Origin of the sequence: Marinitoga sp. 1137, from assembly GCF_001941525.1 — a bacterium.
Lineage (GTDB): Bacteria > Thermotogota > Thermotogae > Petrotogales > Petrotogaceae > Marinitoga > Marinitoga piezophila.
On record NZ_CP009471.1, the window covers coordinates 800,343 to 817,842 of the forward strand.

The following is a 17,500-nucleotide window of genomic DNA, read 5'->3' on the forward strand; positions in this document are numbered from 1 at the left end:
ATACTTCTTTATTTTTCATATTCCTATTTATAAACCTTTTTATCTCAAAAAACTTTTTCATAACCTCTGTTTTACGCTCAATAATAAGCACTGCTGTCATAATAATACTCAACACCATAGTGAAGGTAGTGATTAATAAATCATGAAAAATCTCAACAGAGAAGATATAATAAAAAATTTTCTTCCTAAAATAAAATATATAGCATTAAACCTATTATCAACCCTTCCCAAAAACGTAGAACTTGATGATTTAATACAGGAAGGGATTATTGGTCTGCTTCAATCACTTGACAAATACAATCCAAATAAAGGAGTAACCTTCTATTCATTTGCAGTAAAAAGAATTAGAGGGGCTATGTTAGACTATCTAAGAAAAATAGATTGGCTTCCAAAAGATTTAAGACATAAAATAAAAAAACTCGAAGAAATTTTAGCAGAACAAAATATAGACGATTATATTAGTGATGAAGAACTGGCAGAACAACTTGAAATCTCTGTAAAAGACGTAAAAAAATTAAAAGCGGAATTACACAGAAGTCAGATTTTAAGTCTCGATTCATACTTAATAGGAAACAATGAACTAAATGTAGAATCAGATAATGAAGAAAACGACCCGGAAATTCTTGCGTATAAAGATATGTTAAAACAAGAACTAAAAAAAGCTATTTTAAGTCTAAACGAAAAAGAACAACTAATACTATCATTATACTATGAAAAAGAACTAACCTTTAAAGAAATTGGAAAAATTCTTGAAATATCTGAATCCAGGGTCTCACAAATTCATTCGGCAATAATCGCAAAATTAAAGAAAAAATTAGGTGGTGATTAAAATGCCACAGCCAATCAATTTAGGTATATCCTATATTGCAAATGTAGATGTTTCTAACAACATACAACATCTAAATAGTGCATTGGTTGCAGCAAAAAGTACAGATCTTGAAGAACAGGTAAGAAAAAATGAAGAAGCTCAATCACAGGTTAACACAGCAAACGAATATGCTCAAAGTAAAGAAATAAAAGACCAGAACAAAAACAACTTCCATCAGGAATCACAAAAAAGAGAAAAAAACAAAAAAGGAAACTCTTCAAATGAAGAGCATCATATAGTAGTTGATGAATATCGTGGTCATACCCTTGATATTAGAATTTAAACGGACTTTAAGTCCGTAATTTTTTTGTATATGGGGTGATAAAAATAAACAACAACGAACTCTTAAACATAATAAAAAAATCAAAAAAACAGACAAAAATCATAATATTTCCAGAAACATGGAACCTGGAAAATTTCCTATTTGATAAAAATATATCTATCTATCCAGATTATGATGTATTTCCATTTGAATCAATAAAACCCTCTAAAAAAATCCTATCAAGAAGAATTCAAACATTATATAATCTATTAAAAAATAAAGATATAATCATATTAACCACATTACATTCTTTAAGTAGATACACCATACCTTATTCTATACTGAAAAAAAATATATTTTCATTTAACATAGATTCAACCTTCAACATAAATCCATTCTATTATGGCTATGAAAAAAAATGGAATGTATATGAATATGGCGAATATTCCAAAAAAGGTTTTGTATTGGACATGTACATTCCAATATATGAAAATCCAATAAGAATAGAACTATTTGATGATGAAATTGTAAGAATAAATTATTTCGATATAAACACTCAAAAAAGTATAGAATCATTAAACTCATTCACATTTATACCTGGTTCAGAAATATTAATGAAATATCAGGAAAATGCAGAAAAAATACTTTCAAAATATCCAAACACAAATAATACATTAGAAATAATAGATACAATACCAGCAATATATTATGAAAAAAAAGAAACATTATTAGATTATATAGACATAAAAAACAGTGAAATATTCATAATAAATGAAAAAGAAAGTATATCCTCATCATTTACCCGAGAAAGAGAAAACCTTGAATTCATTTATTCTGATAATCTAAAAAAATTGTACAAAAATTATTCTGGAGATTCTCTTGAAAATTTTATCTCAAAAATAAATTATAAAAACATAGAAATAAATAAACAAAATTTCATAATAAAAAAAATATCCTCAAAAAAGAAAAGTAAAGAAATTCCATTATTAGAATGGGAAGACTTAGAAATTGGAGATTTAATAGTTCATGAAAACTATGGAATAGGTATATATAAAGGATTAAAAAAAATAGAAACTCAATACGGAAAAAAAGAACTAATAATGCTTGAATATGCCAACAATGCAAAAGTATATCTTCCAATAGAAAGAATAGATAAAATTTCAAAATACGTTGGAGATAAAGACATAGTAAAACTTGATAAAATCGGCTCATCATCATGGGAAAGACGAAAAAAGAAAGTAGAAGAAAATATACGTTCAAAAATCCAAGAACTAATAAAACTATATGCTTTAAGAGAACATACAACAGGTATATCATTACAGGGTGATGAAGAAATAGAAGAAAAATTCAAAAAAACATTCCCATACATAGAAACAGCAGATCAGGAAAAAGCTATTGAAGAAGTATTAAACGATTTAGCTTCAACAAAACCAATGGACCGTCTAATTGCTGGAGATGCTGGATTTGGAAAAACAGAAGTTGCATTAAGAGCTGTAGTAAGAACTGTAAGTTCTGGATATCAGGCAGCAATACTCGTTCCAACAACAATACTTGCTCAACAATACTATGATAATGTAAAATATAGATTTGATGAAATTGGAATAACAGTAGAATTAATCGACAGATTCAAAACTCAAAAAGAAAAAAACATAATAACAGAAAAAATAAACTCCGGAAAATTAGATGTAATAATAGGTACTCATGCACTATTAAACAAAAATATAAAATTCAAAAAACTTGGATTACTTGTCATAGATGAAGAACAACGATTTGGAGTATTCCAAAAAGAAAAAATAAAAGAATTATCTCATGGAATAAACGTATTAACAATGAGTGCAACCCCAATTCCAAGAACATTATACTTCTCAATCTCCGGTTTAAGAGATATGTCTGTAATATCCACACCGCCAATTGGACGATTACCAGTAGAAACCTTTGTATCAAAATACTCAAAAAAAATAATTAGAACAGCTATATTAAGGGAAAAATCAAGAGGCGGTCAGGTATTATATATTCATAATAGAGTTAATGATATTGAAGAGGTAGAAAAAGAATTATCAGAATTAATTCCCGAAGTTTCTGTAGTATCAGCACATGGTCAAATGCAAAAACGTTATCTTTCAAAAATAATAAAAATGTATTATAATGGCGAAATAGACGTATTAATTGCAACAACAATAATAGAAAATGGAATAGACATACCAAACGCGAACACATTAATAGTTGACGATGCGGAGCGGTACGGAATATCCCAATTATACCAATTACGAGGAAGGGTAGGTCGTTCCTCAAAACGTGCATTTGCATATTTCCTTTACAAAAACAAATTAAAACCAGAAACAGAAAAAAGATTAGAAGCAATAAAAAAAATAGTAGGTCCTGGAAGCGGTTTAAAACTTGCATTACAGGATTTAGAAATAAGAGGATTTGGAGATTTACTTGGAATAGAACAAAAAGGACATATAAACAACATTGGTTTAAACATGTACAAAGAAATTCTAAATAAAGCCATAATAGAAATATATTCAAAAGAGAAAATAATAAACAAAGAAAATATCAAAGAAAAAATAGACCTTGACATAAAAGGGATAACCATGCCCATTACAATTCCAGAAAATTATATAGAAAACCCAATAGAAAGAATGAGAATCTACAGAACAATTGCAAATGAAACAAAAATAGAAAACTTTGAAAAAATAAAAGAAGAAATAGAAGATAAATTTGGAAAAATACCTGAAGAACTTAACAATCTAATAAAATATAGTATATTAAGAATAAACGCATATAAAAAAGGCGCAAAAGAAATAGAAATATATGACAATACAGCTATAATAAAATACTCAAAATATTTAGATATAGATATATTAAAACTCAAAAAATACTCACACCACTTCAATCATTTTGAAAACAAAAAAGAATTAGTAATATATACAAAAAATCCAGAAGAATCGTTATTTAAAATATTTGAATAACATAAACAAAAACCCCCAGTCTTTTGACTGGGGGAAAAATAAAAAGAGGGGCGCTACCTACTCTCGCATGGACAAGCCATACTACCATCGGCCCGGATATGCTTAACGGTCGGGTTCGGGATGGGTCCGCGTGTTCCCATATCCGGTATCTGCACCCCTCAATCTCTCATTCACATGTGCATAGTTACTCAATAAGGTCAAGGCCTCGGGCTATTAGTACCGGTCGGCTCAATACATCACTGTACTTACACCTCCGGCCTATCTACGTCCTAGTCTCGAACTGCCCTTACCTCCATATGGAGTGGGAAACCTCATCTCGGGGCCCGTTTCCCGCTTAGATGCTTTCAGCGGTTATCGGTCAGGTACGTGGCTACTCAGCTCCTGCTCCTGGCGGAACAGCTGATTTACCAGTGGTACCCTCACACCGGTCCTCTCGTACTAGGTGTGACCCCCCTCAAGTTTCCTACGCCCGCAGCAGATAGGGACCGAACTGTCTCACGACGTTCTGAACCCAACTCACGTACCGCTTTAATGGGCGAACAGCCCAACCCTTGGGACCTACTTCAGCCCCAGGATGCGATGAGTCGACATCGAGGTGCCAATCCGCGCCGTCGATATGAACTCTTGAGCGCGATAAGCCTGTTATCCCCGGGGTAACTTTTATCCGTTGATCGACGGCCCTTCCACTCGGATCCGCCGGGTCACTAAGACCGTGTTTCCACCCTGCTCGACCTGTCAGTCTCGCAGTCAGGCAGGCTTTTGCCTTTACACTCTCCTGTGGATTTCCAACCCACATGAGCCTACCTTCGCGCACCTCCGTTACTCTTTAGGAGGCGACCGCCCCAGTCAAACTGCCCACCTAACACTGTCCCATCAGTGCTCTTCACACTCAATGGTTAGTAACCCATCATGCTGAGGGTGGTATCCCACCGGCGGCTCCACCTACCCTGGCGAGCAGGTTTCTCTGCCTCCCACCTATCCTGTACACAACATGACAAGTTACAATGTCAGGCTACAGTAAAACTCCACGGGGTCTTTCCGTCTAACTGCGGGTACTGGGCATCTTCACCCAGTCTGTAATTTCACCAGGCCCTCCGCTGAGACAGTGCCCAAATCGTTACGCCATTCATGCAGGTCGGAACTTACCCGACAAGGAATTTCGCTACCTTAGGACCGTTATAGTTACGGCCGCCGTTTACCGGGGCTTCGGTTCGTTGCTCTCACAACTCCCCTTAACCTTCCGGCACTGGGCAGGCGTCAGACCCTATACTTCCTCTTTCCGAGTTCGCAGAGTCCTGTGTTTTTGGTAAACAGTCGCCTGGGCCTTGTCACTGCGACTCCCCGGTGCAGTTGCCCACACCAAGGAGCACCCCTTCTCCCGAAGTTACGGGGCTATTTTGCCGAGTTCCTTAGCGGAGGTTAGCCTGCTCCCCTTAGCCTTCTCAGCTCACCCACCTGTGTCGGTTTTCGGAACGGGCATGTATATACTCAACGATAAGCGAGGCTTTTCTTGGCAGCCGGGCTACCACCTCGTTGGACTTATGTCCTCCCCTTCACGCTTCAGACTCCAGTAGCGGATTTACCTACTACCTTCTCTGTCCTTTGCGCTTGGATGAGCGTGCCACTTGCTCACGAGGCTTCGCCTTCTGCGTCCCCCCTCTTATCTCGTATATACATGGCACTGGATTCTTTACCAGTTTCCCATCGGTTACTCCTTTCGGATTCACCTTAGGTCCCGGCTTACCCTGGGCGGACGACCCTTCCCCAGGTACCCTTGGGCTTTCGGGGGGAGGGATTCTCACCCTCCTCTCGTTACTCATGCCCACATCCGCTCTTGTGCTTCGTCCAGTAATCCTCACGAATTACCTTCTCCCTACTGCACAATGCTCCCCTACCAATCCGCAGATTCCGCAGCTTCGGCGTACGGCTTCAGCCTCCTTACATTTTCGGCGCAGTCCGCCTCAACCGGTGAGCTGTTACGCACTCTTTTAATGATGGCTGCTTCTAAGCCAACATCCCGGCTGTCTCTGGCAGTCCACTACCTTTCACACTTAGCCGTCTCTTCGAGACCTTAGCTGGCGGTCTGGGCTGTTTCCCTCTCGACCATGGAGCTTTTCCCCCACAGTCTGTCTCCCGTACATCAACTAACGGTATTCGGAGTTTGACAAGTTTCGGAGGTTACCCCCCTACGCCTATCAGTGCTCTACCCCCGTTAGTCTTGTACGAGGCCGTGCCTACACACGTTTCGGGGAGATCCAGCTATCACCAGGTTCGGTTGGCTTTTCACCCCTATCCACAGGTCATCCGAATGCGTTTCACTGCATACCGGTTCGGGCCTCCATTGCGTTTCACCGCAACTTCACCCTGCCCATGGATAGCTCACCTGGCTTCGGGTCTGCATATACTGACTATCCGCCCTCTTCAGGCTCGCTTTCACTTCGGCTTCGCCTCTCCCGGCTTAACCTCGCCAGTACATGCAATTCGTGGGCACATTAATCAAAAGGCACGCGGTCACTCTCTCGAGCTCCCACTTCTTGTAGGCTTACGGTTTCAGGTTCTCTTTCACTCCCCTCCCGGGGTCCTTTTCACCTTTCCCTCACGGTACTTCTACGCTATCGGTCGACGGGTAGTATTTAGCCTTGGATGGTGGTCCACCCTGATTCACGCAGGATTCCTCGTGTCCCACGCTACTTGGGATCATAATCCAGCCACTCACATGTATTTCGCCTACGGGGCTTTCACCCTCTCCGGCATACCTTCCCAGGTATTTCGGCTATACATGCTTCGTGACCGAGCCTCGTGCTGTCGGCTCCGATTATGTCCCGCTACCCCATACTGGCAACGGCAGCACCCTTTTACACCAGTATGGTTTGGGCTCCTCCCCTTTCGCTCGCCACTACTCAGGGAATCTCTCTTGATTTCTTTTCCTCCGGGTACTAAGATGTTTCCCTTCCCCGGGTTCGCCTCCCTTTCGGGATCTTTTGGGTTCCCCCATTCGGACATCCACGGATCTACGCTCGCTTGCAGCTCCCCGTGGCTTTTCGCAGCTTGCCACGTCCTTCTTCGCCTCCCGTCGCCTAGGCATCCGCCGTAAGCCCTTTTTACCTTGACCTTATCTTTCACTATGCACTTGTCAATGAGCTGGTGGAGTAGAGGGGACTTGAACCCCTAACCTTCTGCGTGCAAGGCAGACGCTCTCCCAGTTGAGCTACTACCCCTACTCCTTCACTACTGAACAGAGACACCCATTCCTTTTTTCTCCTTAGAAAGGAGGTGATCCAGGCGCACCTTCCGGTACACCTACCTTGTTACGACTTAGCCCCCCTCGCTGACTCCACCCTCGATAGCTGGCCTCCTTTCGGTTAGCCTCACCATCTTCGGGCGTTTCCAACTCGGGTGGCTTGACGGGCGGTGTGTACAAGACCCGGGAACGTATTCACCGCAGTGTGGCTGACCTGCGATTACTAGCGATTCCGGCTTCATGCAGTCGGGTTTCAGACTGCAATCTGAACTGGGGTAGGGTTTCTGGGATTCGCTCCACCTCTCGGCCTCGCTGCCCTCTGTCCCTACCATTGTAGCGCGTGTGTCGCCCAGGACATAAGGGGCACGATTACCTGACGTCATCCCCTCCTTCCTCCGCCTCGTCGGCGGCTGTCCCGTTAGCGTTCCCACCCTAAGTGCTGGCAACTAACGGCAAGGGTTGCGCTCGTTGCGGGACTTAACCCAACACCTCACGGCACGAGCTGACGACGGCCGTGCACCACCTGTATAGGCTCCCGGTACCGAAGTACCGGGTCCCCTGCATCTCTGCAGAGTACCACCTATATGTCAAGCCCTGGTAAGGTCCTTCGCTTAGCTTCGAATTAAACCACACGCTCCACCGCTTGTGCGGGTCCCCGTCAATTCCTTTGAGTTTCATCCTTGCGGACGTACTCCCCAGGCGGCCCACTTATCGCCTTAGCTTCAGCACGAACGGTACTACCGCTCACACCTAGTGGGCATCGTTTACGGCTAGGACTACCCGGGTATCTAATCCGGTTTGCTCCCCTAGCTTTCGGGCCTCAGCGTCAGGTTTGCCCCAGGAGACCGTCTTCACCACCGGCCTTCTTACCTGTATCTACGCATTTCACCGCTACACAGGTAATTCCGTCTCCCTCTAGCAACCTCAAGTCTAACAGTTTCAGACGCATTTCCCTGGTTGAGCCAGGGCCTTTTACATCTGACTTATTAGACCGCCTACACCCCCTTTACGCCCAGTGATTCCGGGCAACGCTCGCCCCCTACGTATTACCGCGGCTGCTGGCACGTAGTTAGCCGGGGCTTTTCCTTACCTACCCTCATCAGATGGCCATTCCCTACCATCCTTATTGTTCGGTAAGTTCAGGAGTTTACGTCCCGAAGGACTTCTTCCTCCACGCGGCGTCGCTGGATCAGGGTTCCCCCCATTGTCCAATATTCCCCACTGCTGCCTCCCGTAGGAGTGGGACCCGTGTCTCAGTGCCCCTGTGGCCGGCCACGCTCTCACGCCGGCTACCCGTCGTCGGCTTGGTAGGCCTTTACCCTACCAACTACCTGATGGGTCGCAGGCAGCTCCTCCAGCCAAGCCTTAGCTCGCTTTCCCCTCTCGGGCTCATCCGGTATTAGCCACCGTTTCCAGTGGTTGTCCCGGTCTGGAGGACACCTTCCTACGCGTTACTCACCCGTTCGCCACTAGTACTACAGCCCGAAGGCTGCCTCCTCGTTCGACTTGCATGTGTTAAGCACGCCGCCAGCGTTCGCCCTGAGCCAGGATCAAACCCTCCATCCAAGATTTCGAGTTCGATCTTAACTCTTTGAATCTACTTCCGCTGGGTGTCTCTGTTCACTTGTCAAGGAGCTTCTCTTCCTTCTCTCTTTTTCTTCCAGACGCTCTCACCCGCGTCCGAGTATATATATTACCACCTTCTTCCTCTTTTGTCAACTTACAGTTTCGTTAATTTCGTTAAGCATCAGTGAATCAATACCATTTTTTAGTTTATAATAACTTATCTTATTTTCTAAAATACTTTTTTATTGCCTCTTTAATCAATTAACCATTTGATTATATTTTTTCTTTTTTTATTTATTCCTTTATTTTATCTAAAAATATTCGAATATCGCTTTATCCAACAATTTAAAGTCTTTTTCCAAAATAAATTTTATAAATATCTTTTGATTATTTTCAGATATTTTATCTATATCTTTTTTATAAAACTCTATCAAAATGTTTTTCCCTTCAATTTGAACACCATAATTTACTATATAATCTGTAAGTATTCCTTCATCTAATGAATTTCCCTGCGCAAAGACTTCCATTTTCCATGGCTTTGGTAAATAATATCCAAATCTTACTTCATATAACCATGTTTTTCCTATAGGATTATTAGTTGCTGCATCAACATCTAAATAATATTGATTATCACCATTTTCATCCATATTGTAATATACTATTCCCTTTAAATAATATGGATAATAATTTACCTTACCCCCTACAACAACTTTTGGTATTGGTAAAATTTCAATTATTTTATCAAAGTTGCTTACAATTTCTGAAAATTTTTCAACACTTGAATTTACAGCATATCCAGCACTATAAAATAATTGTGTTATTAATTTTCTATTCCATCTAATTGAGTTGTATCCAGCTAATGATACTGAAAGTTTGTCGTGCTTATTATCCTGAGAAAGATAGAACATATATTTTTTATATCTTTCATCTAACCCCAAATATGCATAAATTGATTTATCTTCTAAACTATATGCTCCTCCAAATTTCAAATCGCCTATCGGTTTTATATATCCCCCAATTGCCATTTTCATAGGATCTAAATCATATTTACTATCTCCTAAATCGTCTCTAAACCCTCCAATTCTAAAAGAATAATATCTTCTCATATCGTAAGGATAATCTTTAAATTGAAATCTTCCAAATAGTAATGATATATTATTGCTATGATAATTTAAATAATAATGTTGTGGAACTTTAAAATTCACCACTTCATCATCTCTAAGTTTTATAAAAATAGCTGTAGAATCTATGGTTGGATAATCATTAAAATTTAAAGAAATATTATTTGTAATTCCTATATCTAAGTATGTTATTGGAAATATTGAAATAAAATTATCTGTGCTATTAAAATTTATTGTATATTTTGAAAAAACAGAAAATTTAGTACCATCAAACATTCCAAATATTGTTGTATACATAATAACAAACAAAATATATATCCATTTTTTTTGTTTCACATGAATCACCTCCAAATTTATTTTGACATTTAATTTTTTTAATATTGAGCTTTTTTACTTTTTATGGTACACTAAATATTACCACATATCTTTATAAAAAGGGAGTGATTTATCTTGAATTTTAAAAAAAGAATATTTATATTATTCTCATTACTGTTATTTATACTTTCTTTCAGCAATTCTTCGAATTTAGTAAATATTTCTTTTGAAAAAAGTTATTACGTCTCAAGAATTATTGATGGAGATACTATAAGAGTATTTTATGAAGGTGATGAAGTATCTGTTAGATTCATAGGTATTGATACACCAGAAACACACAGTGGCGATAAACCGCTTGGCGAATTAGGTGAAAAGGCTTATTGGTTTACAAGAAATAAAATCAATACTGAAAACCTTAATAAATCACGTGTTTTTCTTGAATTTGATTCTGATAAATCTGGATATTATGGAAGATTATTAGCTTATGTGTATTATAAAGATAAAGAAGGGAATTTGCATTTTTTAAATAAGGAAATAATGGAAAATGGCTATGCAAGACCTCTCTTTTATGACGACACCTCAAAACATAAAGAAGATTTCATCAAAGCATACAAAAGTGCTTTTGAAAATAGAAAAGGTATTTTTTCTTTTTATGATTCAAAAGATAGAGAGGTTTTAGACACACAGTTATCAAAAGATGACATTGGAAAAATTAGATGGGTAATATTTAATGTAAAAAATGTAAGTAGTTCAGGAAGTTTCTTAAAAATAGAATCCCAGGATAGTAGTTTTTATGTAACTATAAGAAGAAATGAATACAATGCTTTTTTTGATAGTTTAAATATTTATGATTTAAAAGATAAAAAAATAAAGGTTTATGGAGAAGTCTGGAAAGATAAATATGGAAAATTTGAAATCCTTGCACGCGCCGAATTTGAATTTGTCGTAATAAAATAACCAGTGCAATTAAGCACTGGTTATTTTATTATTATATTATATTTCTCCTAAAAGTTTAGCTCGACTATAACAGGCTATAGTTTTTGCATCGGTAATTTTATTTTCAAGTATCATTTTTTCAAACTCTTTTATCTTTATCTTTTTTATTTCAAGGAATTCATCTTCATCAGGATTTGTTTGTGTCGTTTTTAAATCTTTTACAAGATATAAATGTATTACTTCATTTGAAAAACCCGGAGTTGTATGAATATATCCAAGATATATCCATTTTTCTGCTGTTTTTCCTATTTCTTCTTCGAGTTCTCTTTTTCCGCATTCAAGAGGTTCTTCCCCAGGTTCATCAAACTTTCCAGCTGGCACTTCAAGCAATGTTTGGCTTATTGGAAATCTATATTGTTCCACAAGATATACATAATCATCTTCCACCGGAAGCATTGCAACAGCCCCTGGATGTACAACTATTTCTCTTGTTGATTCTTTACCGTTTGGAAGTTTTACCGTATATTTTCTAACATCGAGTAATCTTCCTGTAAATACTTTTTCTTCATTTATTGGTATTTCAGTTAAATCCATTTTAATACCCTCCTATTAGTTATAGCAAGATAAATTCATTATTGTTCTTCAATAAGTTTCAAAAGAGCCTTTGCTGCATATACTGGCCCATCATCCTCAAAACCTGAAACACCTAACTGTGTTTTTATTTCCCCAACCTTTACTCCTGTTTTTATCATTTGTTCTATGAATTTTTGGGCTATTTTTTCATGTACTTCTTTTCTTTGTATTGCTCCAAATGGATTGGCAAAATAACTATAGGTTAATCCTACTTCTGCTGTTGTTCCTTTTGCCATTCTTGCACCTTTTGAAAGTACCTCATACGCTGAATCGCAATCCTCAAAGAATGAAATGTATTCATCATTTTCAACTTTAGTATAATTATTTGCATATAAGAAATAGTCTATCTTTGTTGGCATAATAATTTCCTTATAATTTGAATATGGCACTATAACTCTTGCATTTGTTTCATTTGGATTCATAAATATACTTCTATCAATTGCAGAATATGCATATCCGGGCTGTAAATCATCCAATCTTACAAAAGCCCCTGTTTCAGTTCCATATGCGACCACATTTCCGTTATCATCTATTTCCAGTGATCCCATATCATCAATTAATATATTAACCTCTGAAACATATTTAGATAATCTATTTAACGCATCAAGCGTTTCAGATTTTCCAGCACCGCTATCTCCCATTAACATTACATTTGCTTTTTTACCGTTTCTCAATACAATTTCTGCAAGTGCTCCGTGAATAGGAAGATTTCCTGAATCTATTACTATTAAATTATGAATTGTAAGTATCATCTTTTTCATATATCCAAAATAATCTATATAATCATCTCGGCCAACCATTCCAACATATGTTCCATCTTCTTCTTTAAAAATAATGCCATTTCTATATTCATCTTTTTCAAAATATTTATCTTCAAGTCCATAAAAATAAATTCCATCGGGTTTTCTTCTTTGAACTATTCCATATCCAGCTAATTCAAAAAGATTTGTTAATCCTGCAGCCATAGCAAGAAATTCTTTATATACATATACAAGAATATATTTCTTACCCACATGAATTGGAAATGCAAACCAATCCTCAGGATTATCAAATTCTATATTTTTCAAAATTGGTTTATCAAAGACTTTAAATAATCCTTTACGCTTATTTGACTTAGTATAAAAAATCACAGGCGGTTCAAAGACAACTCCCCAGACAAATGGTGTTTTATATAATGATTTAGAACCGTTTAATACTTCAGATTTAAATTGCGGATAATCAACAGAAAAGGCTACCTGAGCACCACTTGGCAATTGTCTTAAAACTTTTAACCTTTCATCAGATACGTTTATCAAAATCTGTCTATAAAAGTTAGTAACAAGGCTTTTGAAATCTGTATTATTCTTCACAAGTATCATTTCTTTATATATTTTTTGAATTCCATTTGATACATAGGCAGTTTTTTGAATCATAAACCTGTGTTTATTTCTCCAGAGATTATAAATACTTTCTACAAATTTTATAATCTGATCCTTTTTATCGCTTAGTTTTGGGAAGCTATAAAATGGCGATGAATCAATTTCATCAATTTTTTCAGCGGAAAGAGCAAATAGCATTTTTATAATTTGGTCTAAATCATATCTTTCTTCAATATCTACAGCATCTTCATTTTTCAAAAAAGACATAAAAAAGGTCAATAAACTTTCGTTTCTTTCTTCAAGATCTTCGAGATATTCAATAAGCAGTTCTTTCAAAATTTTACTATGAACAATCTGAGCATTAGACGAATATGATACACTACCGTCAATTAAAACTGTTCTTGGCATAAAATCTCCCCCTTTTTCTGGATTATTATTTATATTATACCACAATTAATTATTCTGCAATAGTAATTTTAATTTTAAATACAAGAAATAGTGGTAGAATATATAATAGAAATTATTGATAGGAGGTCTTGTGAATGTTTAGAATTCTTTTAAAGGGTAAGATTCACAGAGCTACAGTTACAGAAAAAAATATTCATTACGAAGGCAGTGTAACAATCGATGAAGAATTAATGGAATTAGCAGATATTGAAGAAAACGAATTGGTTCAAATAGTTGATATAAACAACGGCGCTCGATTTGAAACATATGTTATTAAAGGAGAAAGAGGTTCAAGAATCATTGGTTTAAATGGGGCAGCTGCAAGAATGGTTGAGTTAGGGGATAAAGTAATTATAATGGCTTATGGTTTATATGAAAAAGGAGAGAATTCAAAACCAAAAATCGTTGTTGTTGATGATAATAATAATCCAAAAATTTTAAAGGATCACGAAGAACCAAAAACGGAGTGTTAATAAATAAATGAAAGTACTTGGCATAATTGTAGAATATAACCCATTCCATAATGGGCATTTTTATCATCTGGAACAGGCAAAAAAATTAATAAATCCCGATTTTACCGTTGCTGTAATGAGTGGAAATTTTGTGCAACGGGGGGAACCTGCTATTTTGAATAAATTTTCAAGAGCAGAAATAGCCTTAAAAATGGGAATAGATATTGTATTTGAACTTCCATTTTTATATTCAATTCAGGATGCTGGCGGATTTGCTCTTGGCTCCATTGGAACTCTTAATAGAACAGAGGTTGTAACAGATATTGTTTTTGGAAGTGAATCCTCTGATGTAGAAACTTTAAATGTTATAGCTGATATACTACATAATCAACCTGAAGAGTATCAAAAACTTTTAAAAATAAAATTAAAAGAAGGATATTCATTTCCAAATGCAAGAAAATACGCACTTATTGATTATTGTATAAAAAACAGTTTATTATCAGAAGAAAAAATACTTATAATAGAAAAATCCAATGATATTTTAGGTGTTGAATATTTAAGAGCTTTAAAAGAATATAATTCAAAAATCATTCCCCATACAATAAAAAGACAGGGTGCAGATTACAATGAAGATAAATTCAAAGGAAAGTTTTCAAGTGCTACAGCTATAAGAAAATTATGGAATGAAAAAAAATATGATCTTATAAAAGATGCAGTTCCAGATATTACTTTTCAAAAAATATTGGAAGAAGAGAAAAATGGAAGGGCACCTATTTTTCTTGAAGATATGGAAATCTCTTTTATTTCGCATCTTAGAACACTTGATAGGGACAAATTAAAAAAATACTATGGTATAAAAGAAGGGTTAGAGCAAAGAATCATCGAAGCAGCAAAACATAATTATACTATTAAAGGATTATTTGAAGATGTAAAAGCAAAAAGATTCACCTATACAAGAATCAAAAGAAGCATATTAAATATTTATTTTGGAATAGAAGAGAAATTAATTACAGAAGCAAATAAAAAAGGGCCACAATATCTAAGAGTTCTTGGATTTACTGAAAAAGGAAGAAAATTACTTTCAATTATGAAAAAAAAGGTAAAATACCCTATTATTACAACACCTTCAAATTATATTTCTATAATAAAAAAAATCGAAAGAGATACATCGAATAATAAAAGAATGTGGAATATAGACAAAAAATTATATTTTGAGATGATAAAATACGATTTTAAGGCTACTAACGTTTATTCTTTATACTATAAAAATAAGGAATATTCTACTTTTGAAAATGATATGAAATTTGGAGCACTATATTTGAAAGGAGATAATACGTGAAAAAATATATTCTTATAATTTTAGTTTTATTACTTTCATTAATAGTCTTTCCTATAAAAATTTCTTTTTATTATACTCAAGATGCATCAAATGTGTATATAACAGGTGATTTTACGAATTTTTCACCTGTTCCTTTAAATAAAACCCAAACAGGCTTATGGAAAACTACATTTAATTTATCAGAAGGCATTTATAAATATCTTTATATAATAGATGGAAAAGAAACTCTGGATTATAAGAATATCAATACAAAATATTTTAATGGAAAAATTTATTCATTATTGATTATAAAAAGAGAGGGTGAAAAAATAGTGGCAGTTGGTGATGGAATAATAAATCTGGCAAAACATGAATTAAAAAGGAAATATATTAATCCTGTAAAAAAAGGCGAAATATATTTAGCTGTTGAAGTTAAAAAAAATGATGTTGAAGATGTAATATTCGTTGGCAACGGAGAGATTTTAAATAAAGAAATAATAGATTTTTCAGATACATTATTATATAGATTTCACATAAAAACCCCTTCAGATATATTAAAATACCATTTTCTCATAAAAGACGGAGAAACAACCATCCAAATTCCCGAAAATAATTTTTTCTTTGATTTTGAAAATCCTGCTATTAAATATTTTGACGTGCCAGAATGGGCAAAAGGAAGAATATTCTATCAAATATTTCCTGAAAGGTTTAGAAACGGCAACAAAGATAATGACCCGATATATACAAATAACTGGAATGGACCATATACTCAGGAATCACTTGGTTCACATGGTTTTTATGGCGGGGATTTACAGGGAGTTATAGATTCTATTGATTATCTTACAGAACTTGGTATCGAAGGAATATATTTCAATCCTATTTTTGAGTCAGTTTCAAGTCATAAATATGATACAAAAGATTATTTAAAAATTGATCCGCATTTTGGCGATGATAATTTATTTGCAAAACTTGTAAATAAACTTCACGAAAAAGATATTAAAATTATTCTTGACGGTGTTTTCAATCATTCGGGTGATGAATTCTTTGCCATGGAAGATATTTTCAAAAAACAGGATAATTCAAAATATCTCAATTGGTATTATATAAAGAAATTTCCTGTAATAAAATCACCTGAAAGTTATGAATGCTGGTGGGGATATCCAGATTTACCAAAATTAAACATAGACAATCCAGAAGTAAAAGCTTATTTTTCAAGAATAATTGGCAAATGGATGGAATTTGATATTGACGGTTGGAGACTTGATGCTGTAGAACAAATTAAAGACTCATTCTGGGAAGATTTTTTTAGGCCTTTAGTAAAAGGAATTAATGATAATGCACTTATAAGCGGTGAATACTGGAAAGATTCCACACATTATTTTGAAAAACCCGCATTTGATACAGTAATGAATTATCTGTTTAGAGATGCTGCTATATTATATGCAAAAGGTGGAAGCGCATCAAATTTTATAAAAAATACCAATGACTATTTAAAAAAATATCCACCTCAGGTATGGCATATATTATGGAATCTTCTTGATAGCCATGATACACCAAGAATTTTGCATGAATTAAACGGCGATGTGCAACGCTTTAAAATAGCTGTAGCCTTACAAATGACATTTATTGGAGCACCTTTAATATATTATGGAGATGAAATTGGACTTGATGGTGGTGGAGACCCCTGGTGTAGAAAGCCTTTCCCATGGGATAAAAGCAAATGGAACAAAGATATTTTAAACTACTATAAATCATTAATAAAATTAAGAAAAGAAAATCCTGCTTTGCGATACGGTGATTATATTATATTAAAGAAAAAATTAGGCACTTTAATTTATAAACGAGTTTATAATAATAACGAGGTAATCGTTATTACCAATTCGAGAAAAACACCTGCAAAAATAAATCTAGAACTTAATAATGAATATATAGATTACTTTACAAAAGAAAAAATTACCAAAATCAATAAAGTAAATGGATTGGAAATAAAAATCTTAATAAGGCAGTGAAA

10 protein-coding genes, 1 tRNA gene and 3 rRNA genes are annotated in these 17,500 nt (G+C 35.6%); 7 read left to right on the forward strand and 7 right to left on the reverse strand.

Annotation, left to right across the window (positions count from 1 at the left end; translation table 11 throughout):
- Positions 1-142: 142 nt before the first annotated feature.
- From LN42_RS03995 to mfd, 3 genes are read left to right on the forward strand one after another with little or no spacing between them, the layout of a single operon-like run.
- The gene (locus tag LN42_RS03995) at positions 143-829 is read left to right on the forward strand and encodes a FliA/WhiG family RNA polymerase sigma factor (protein ID WP_014296235.1); all 687 of its coding nucleotides are present in this window, start codon (positions 143-145) and stop codon (positions 827-829) included.
- Between the two features lies 1 nt (position 830).
- Positions 831-1,151 (forward strand): hypothetical protein, encoded by a 321-nt coding sequence (locus tag LN42_RS04000; protein WP_014296236.1) that lies wholly within the window; start codon positions 831-833, stop codon positions 1,149-1,151.
- A gap of 35 nt (positions 1,152-1,186) precedes the next feature.
- Positions 1,187-4,102: a transcription-repair coupling factor gene (gene mfd / locus LN42_RS04005; RefSeq protein WP_014296237.1), complete on the forward strand. Its 2,916-nt coding sequence runs from the start codon at positions 1,187-1,189 to the stop codon at positions 4,100-4,102.
- 45 nt (positions 4,103-4,147) lie between these two features.
- Here the strand turns inward: mfd and rrf are convergent.
- The 5 genes from rrf to LN42_RS04030 all read right to left on the reverse strand — a co-directional run bounded on the left by rrf (position 4,148) and on the right by LN42_RS04030 (position 10,366).
- A 5S ribosomal RNA gene (rrf, locus tag LN42_RS04010) occupies positions 4,148-4,261 on the reverse strand.
- Between the two features lie 34 nt (positions 4,262-4,295).
- Positions 4,296-7,214, reverse strand: a 23S ribosomal RNA gene (locus LN42_RS04015).
- A 30-nt stretch (positions 7,215-7,244) separates the two neighbouring features.
- A tRNA-Ala gene (locus LN42_RS04020) sits at positions 7,245-7,320 on the reverse strand.
- 48 nt (positions 7,321-7,368) lie between these two features.
- Positions 7,369-8,909, reverse strand: a 16S ribosomal RNA gene (locus tag LN42_RS04025).
- The 16S, 23S and 5S rRNA genes sit together here with 1 tRNA gene alongside, the layout of an rRNA operon.
- 311 nt (positions 8,910-9,220) lie before the next feature.
- Complete coding sequence (locus LN42_RS04030) at positions 9,221-10,366, reverse strand: hypothetical protein (RefSeq protein WP_075780397.1); 1,146 nt, start codon at positions 10,364-10,366, stop codon at positions 9,221-9,223.
- Between the two features lie 114 nt (positions 10,367-10,480).
- On the opposite strand from LN42_RS04030, the gene LN42_RS04035 reads away from it, so the two are divergent.
- The gene (locus LN42_RS04035; protein ID WP_075780398.1) at positions 10,481-11,302 is read left to right on the forward strand and encodes a thermonuclease family protein; all 822 of its coding nucleotides are present in this window, start codon (positions 10,481-10,483) and stop codon (positions 11,300-11,302) included.
- A gap of 36 nt (positions 11,303-11,338) precedes the next feature.
- Here the strand turns inward: LN42_RS04035 and LN42_RS04040 are convergent, their stop codons facing one another.
- Positions 11,339-11,875: an NUDIX domain-containing protein gene (locus tag LN42_RS04040; protein ID WP_014296242.1), complete on the reverse strand. Its 537-nt coding sequence runs from the start codon at positions 11,873-11,875 to the stop codon at positions 11,339-11,341.
- A gap of 38 nt (positions 11,876-11,913) precedes the next feature.
- On the reverse strand, positions 11,914-13,680 hold the full coding sequence (locus tag LN42_RS04045) for an ATPase (protein ID WP_014296243.1): 1,767 nt from the start codon (positions 13,678-13,680) through the stop codon (positions 11,914-11,916).
- 134 nt (positions 13,681-13,814) lie between these two features.
- Between LN42_RS04045 and panD the strand changes: the two genes are divergently transcribed.
- Genes panD through LN42_RS04060 form a run of 3 tightly spaced genes read left to right on the forward strand, consistent with a single transcriptional unit; the run spans position 13,815 to position 17,498 of the window.
- Positions 13,815-14,192, forward strand: coding sequence for an aspartate 1-decarboxylase (panD, locus tag LN42_RS04050; protein ID WP_014296244.1), 378 nt, complete (start codon positions 13,815-13,817; stop codon positions 14,190-14,192).
- A gap of 7 nt (positions 14,193-14,199) precedes the next feature.
- Positions 14,200-15,510 carry a nucleotidyltransferase gene (locus tag LN42_RS04055; protein ID WP_014296245.1) on the forward strand — a complete coding sequence of 437 codons (1,311 nt, stop codon included), beginning with the start codon at positions 14,200-14,202 and terminating at the stop codon, positions 15,508-15,510.
- Positions 15,507-17,498, forward strand: a complete 1,992-nt coding sequence (locus LN42_RS04060; protein WP_075780399.1) for an alpha-amylase family glycosyl hydrolase — start codon at positions 15,507-15,509, stop codon at positions 17,496-17,498. The genes LN42_RS04055 and LN42_RS04060 overlap by 4 nt, the downstream gene beginning before the upstream one ends.
- Positions 17,499-17,500 lie beyond the last annotated feature (2 nt).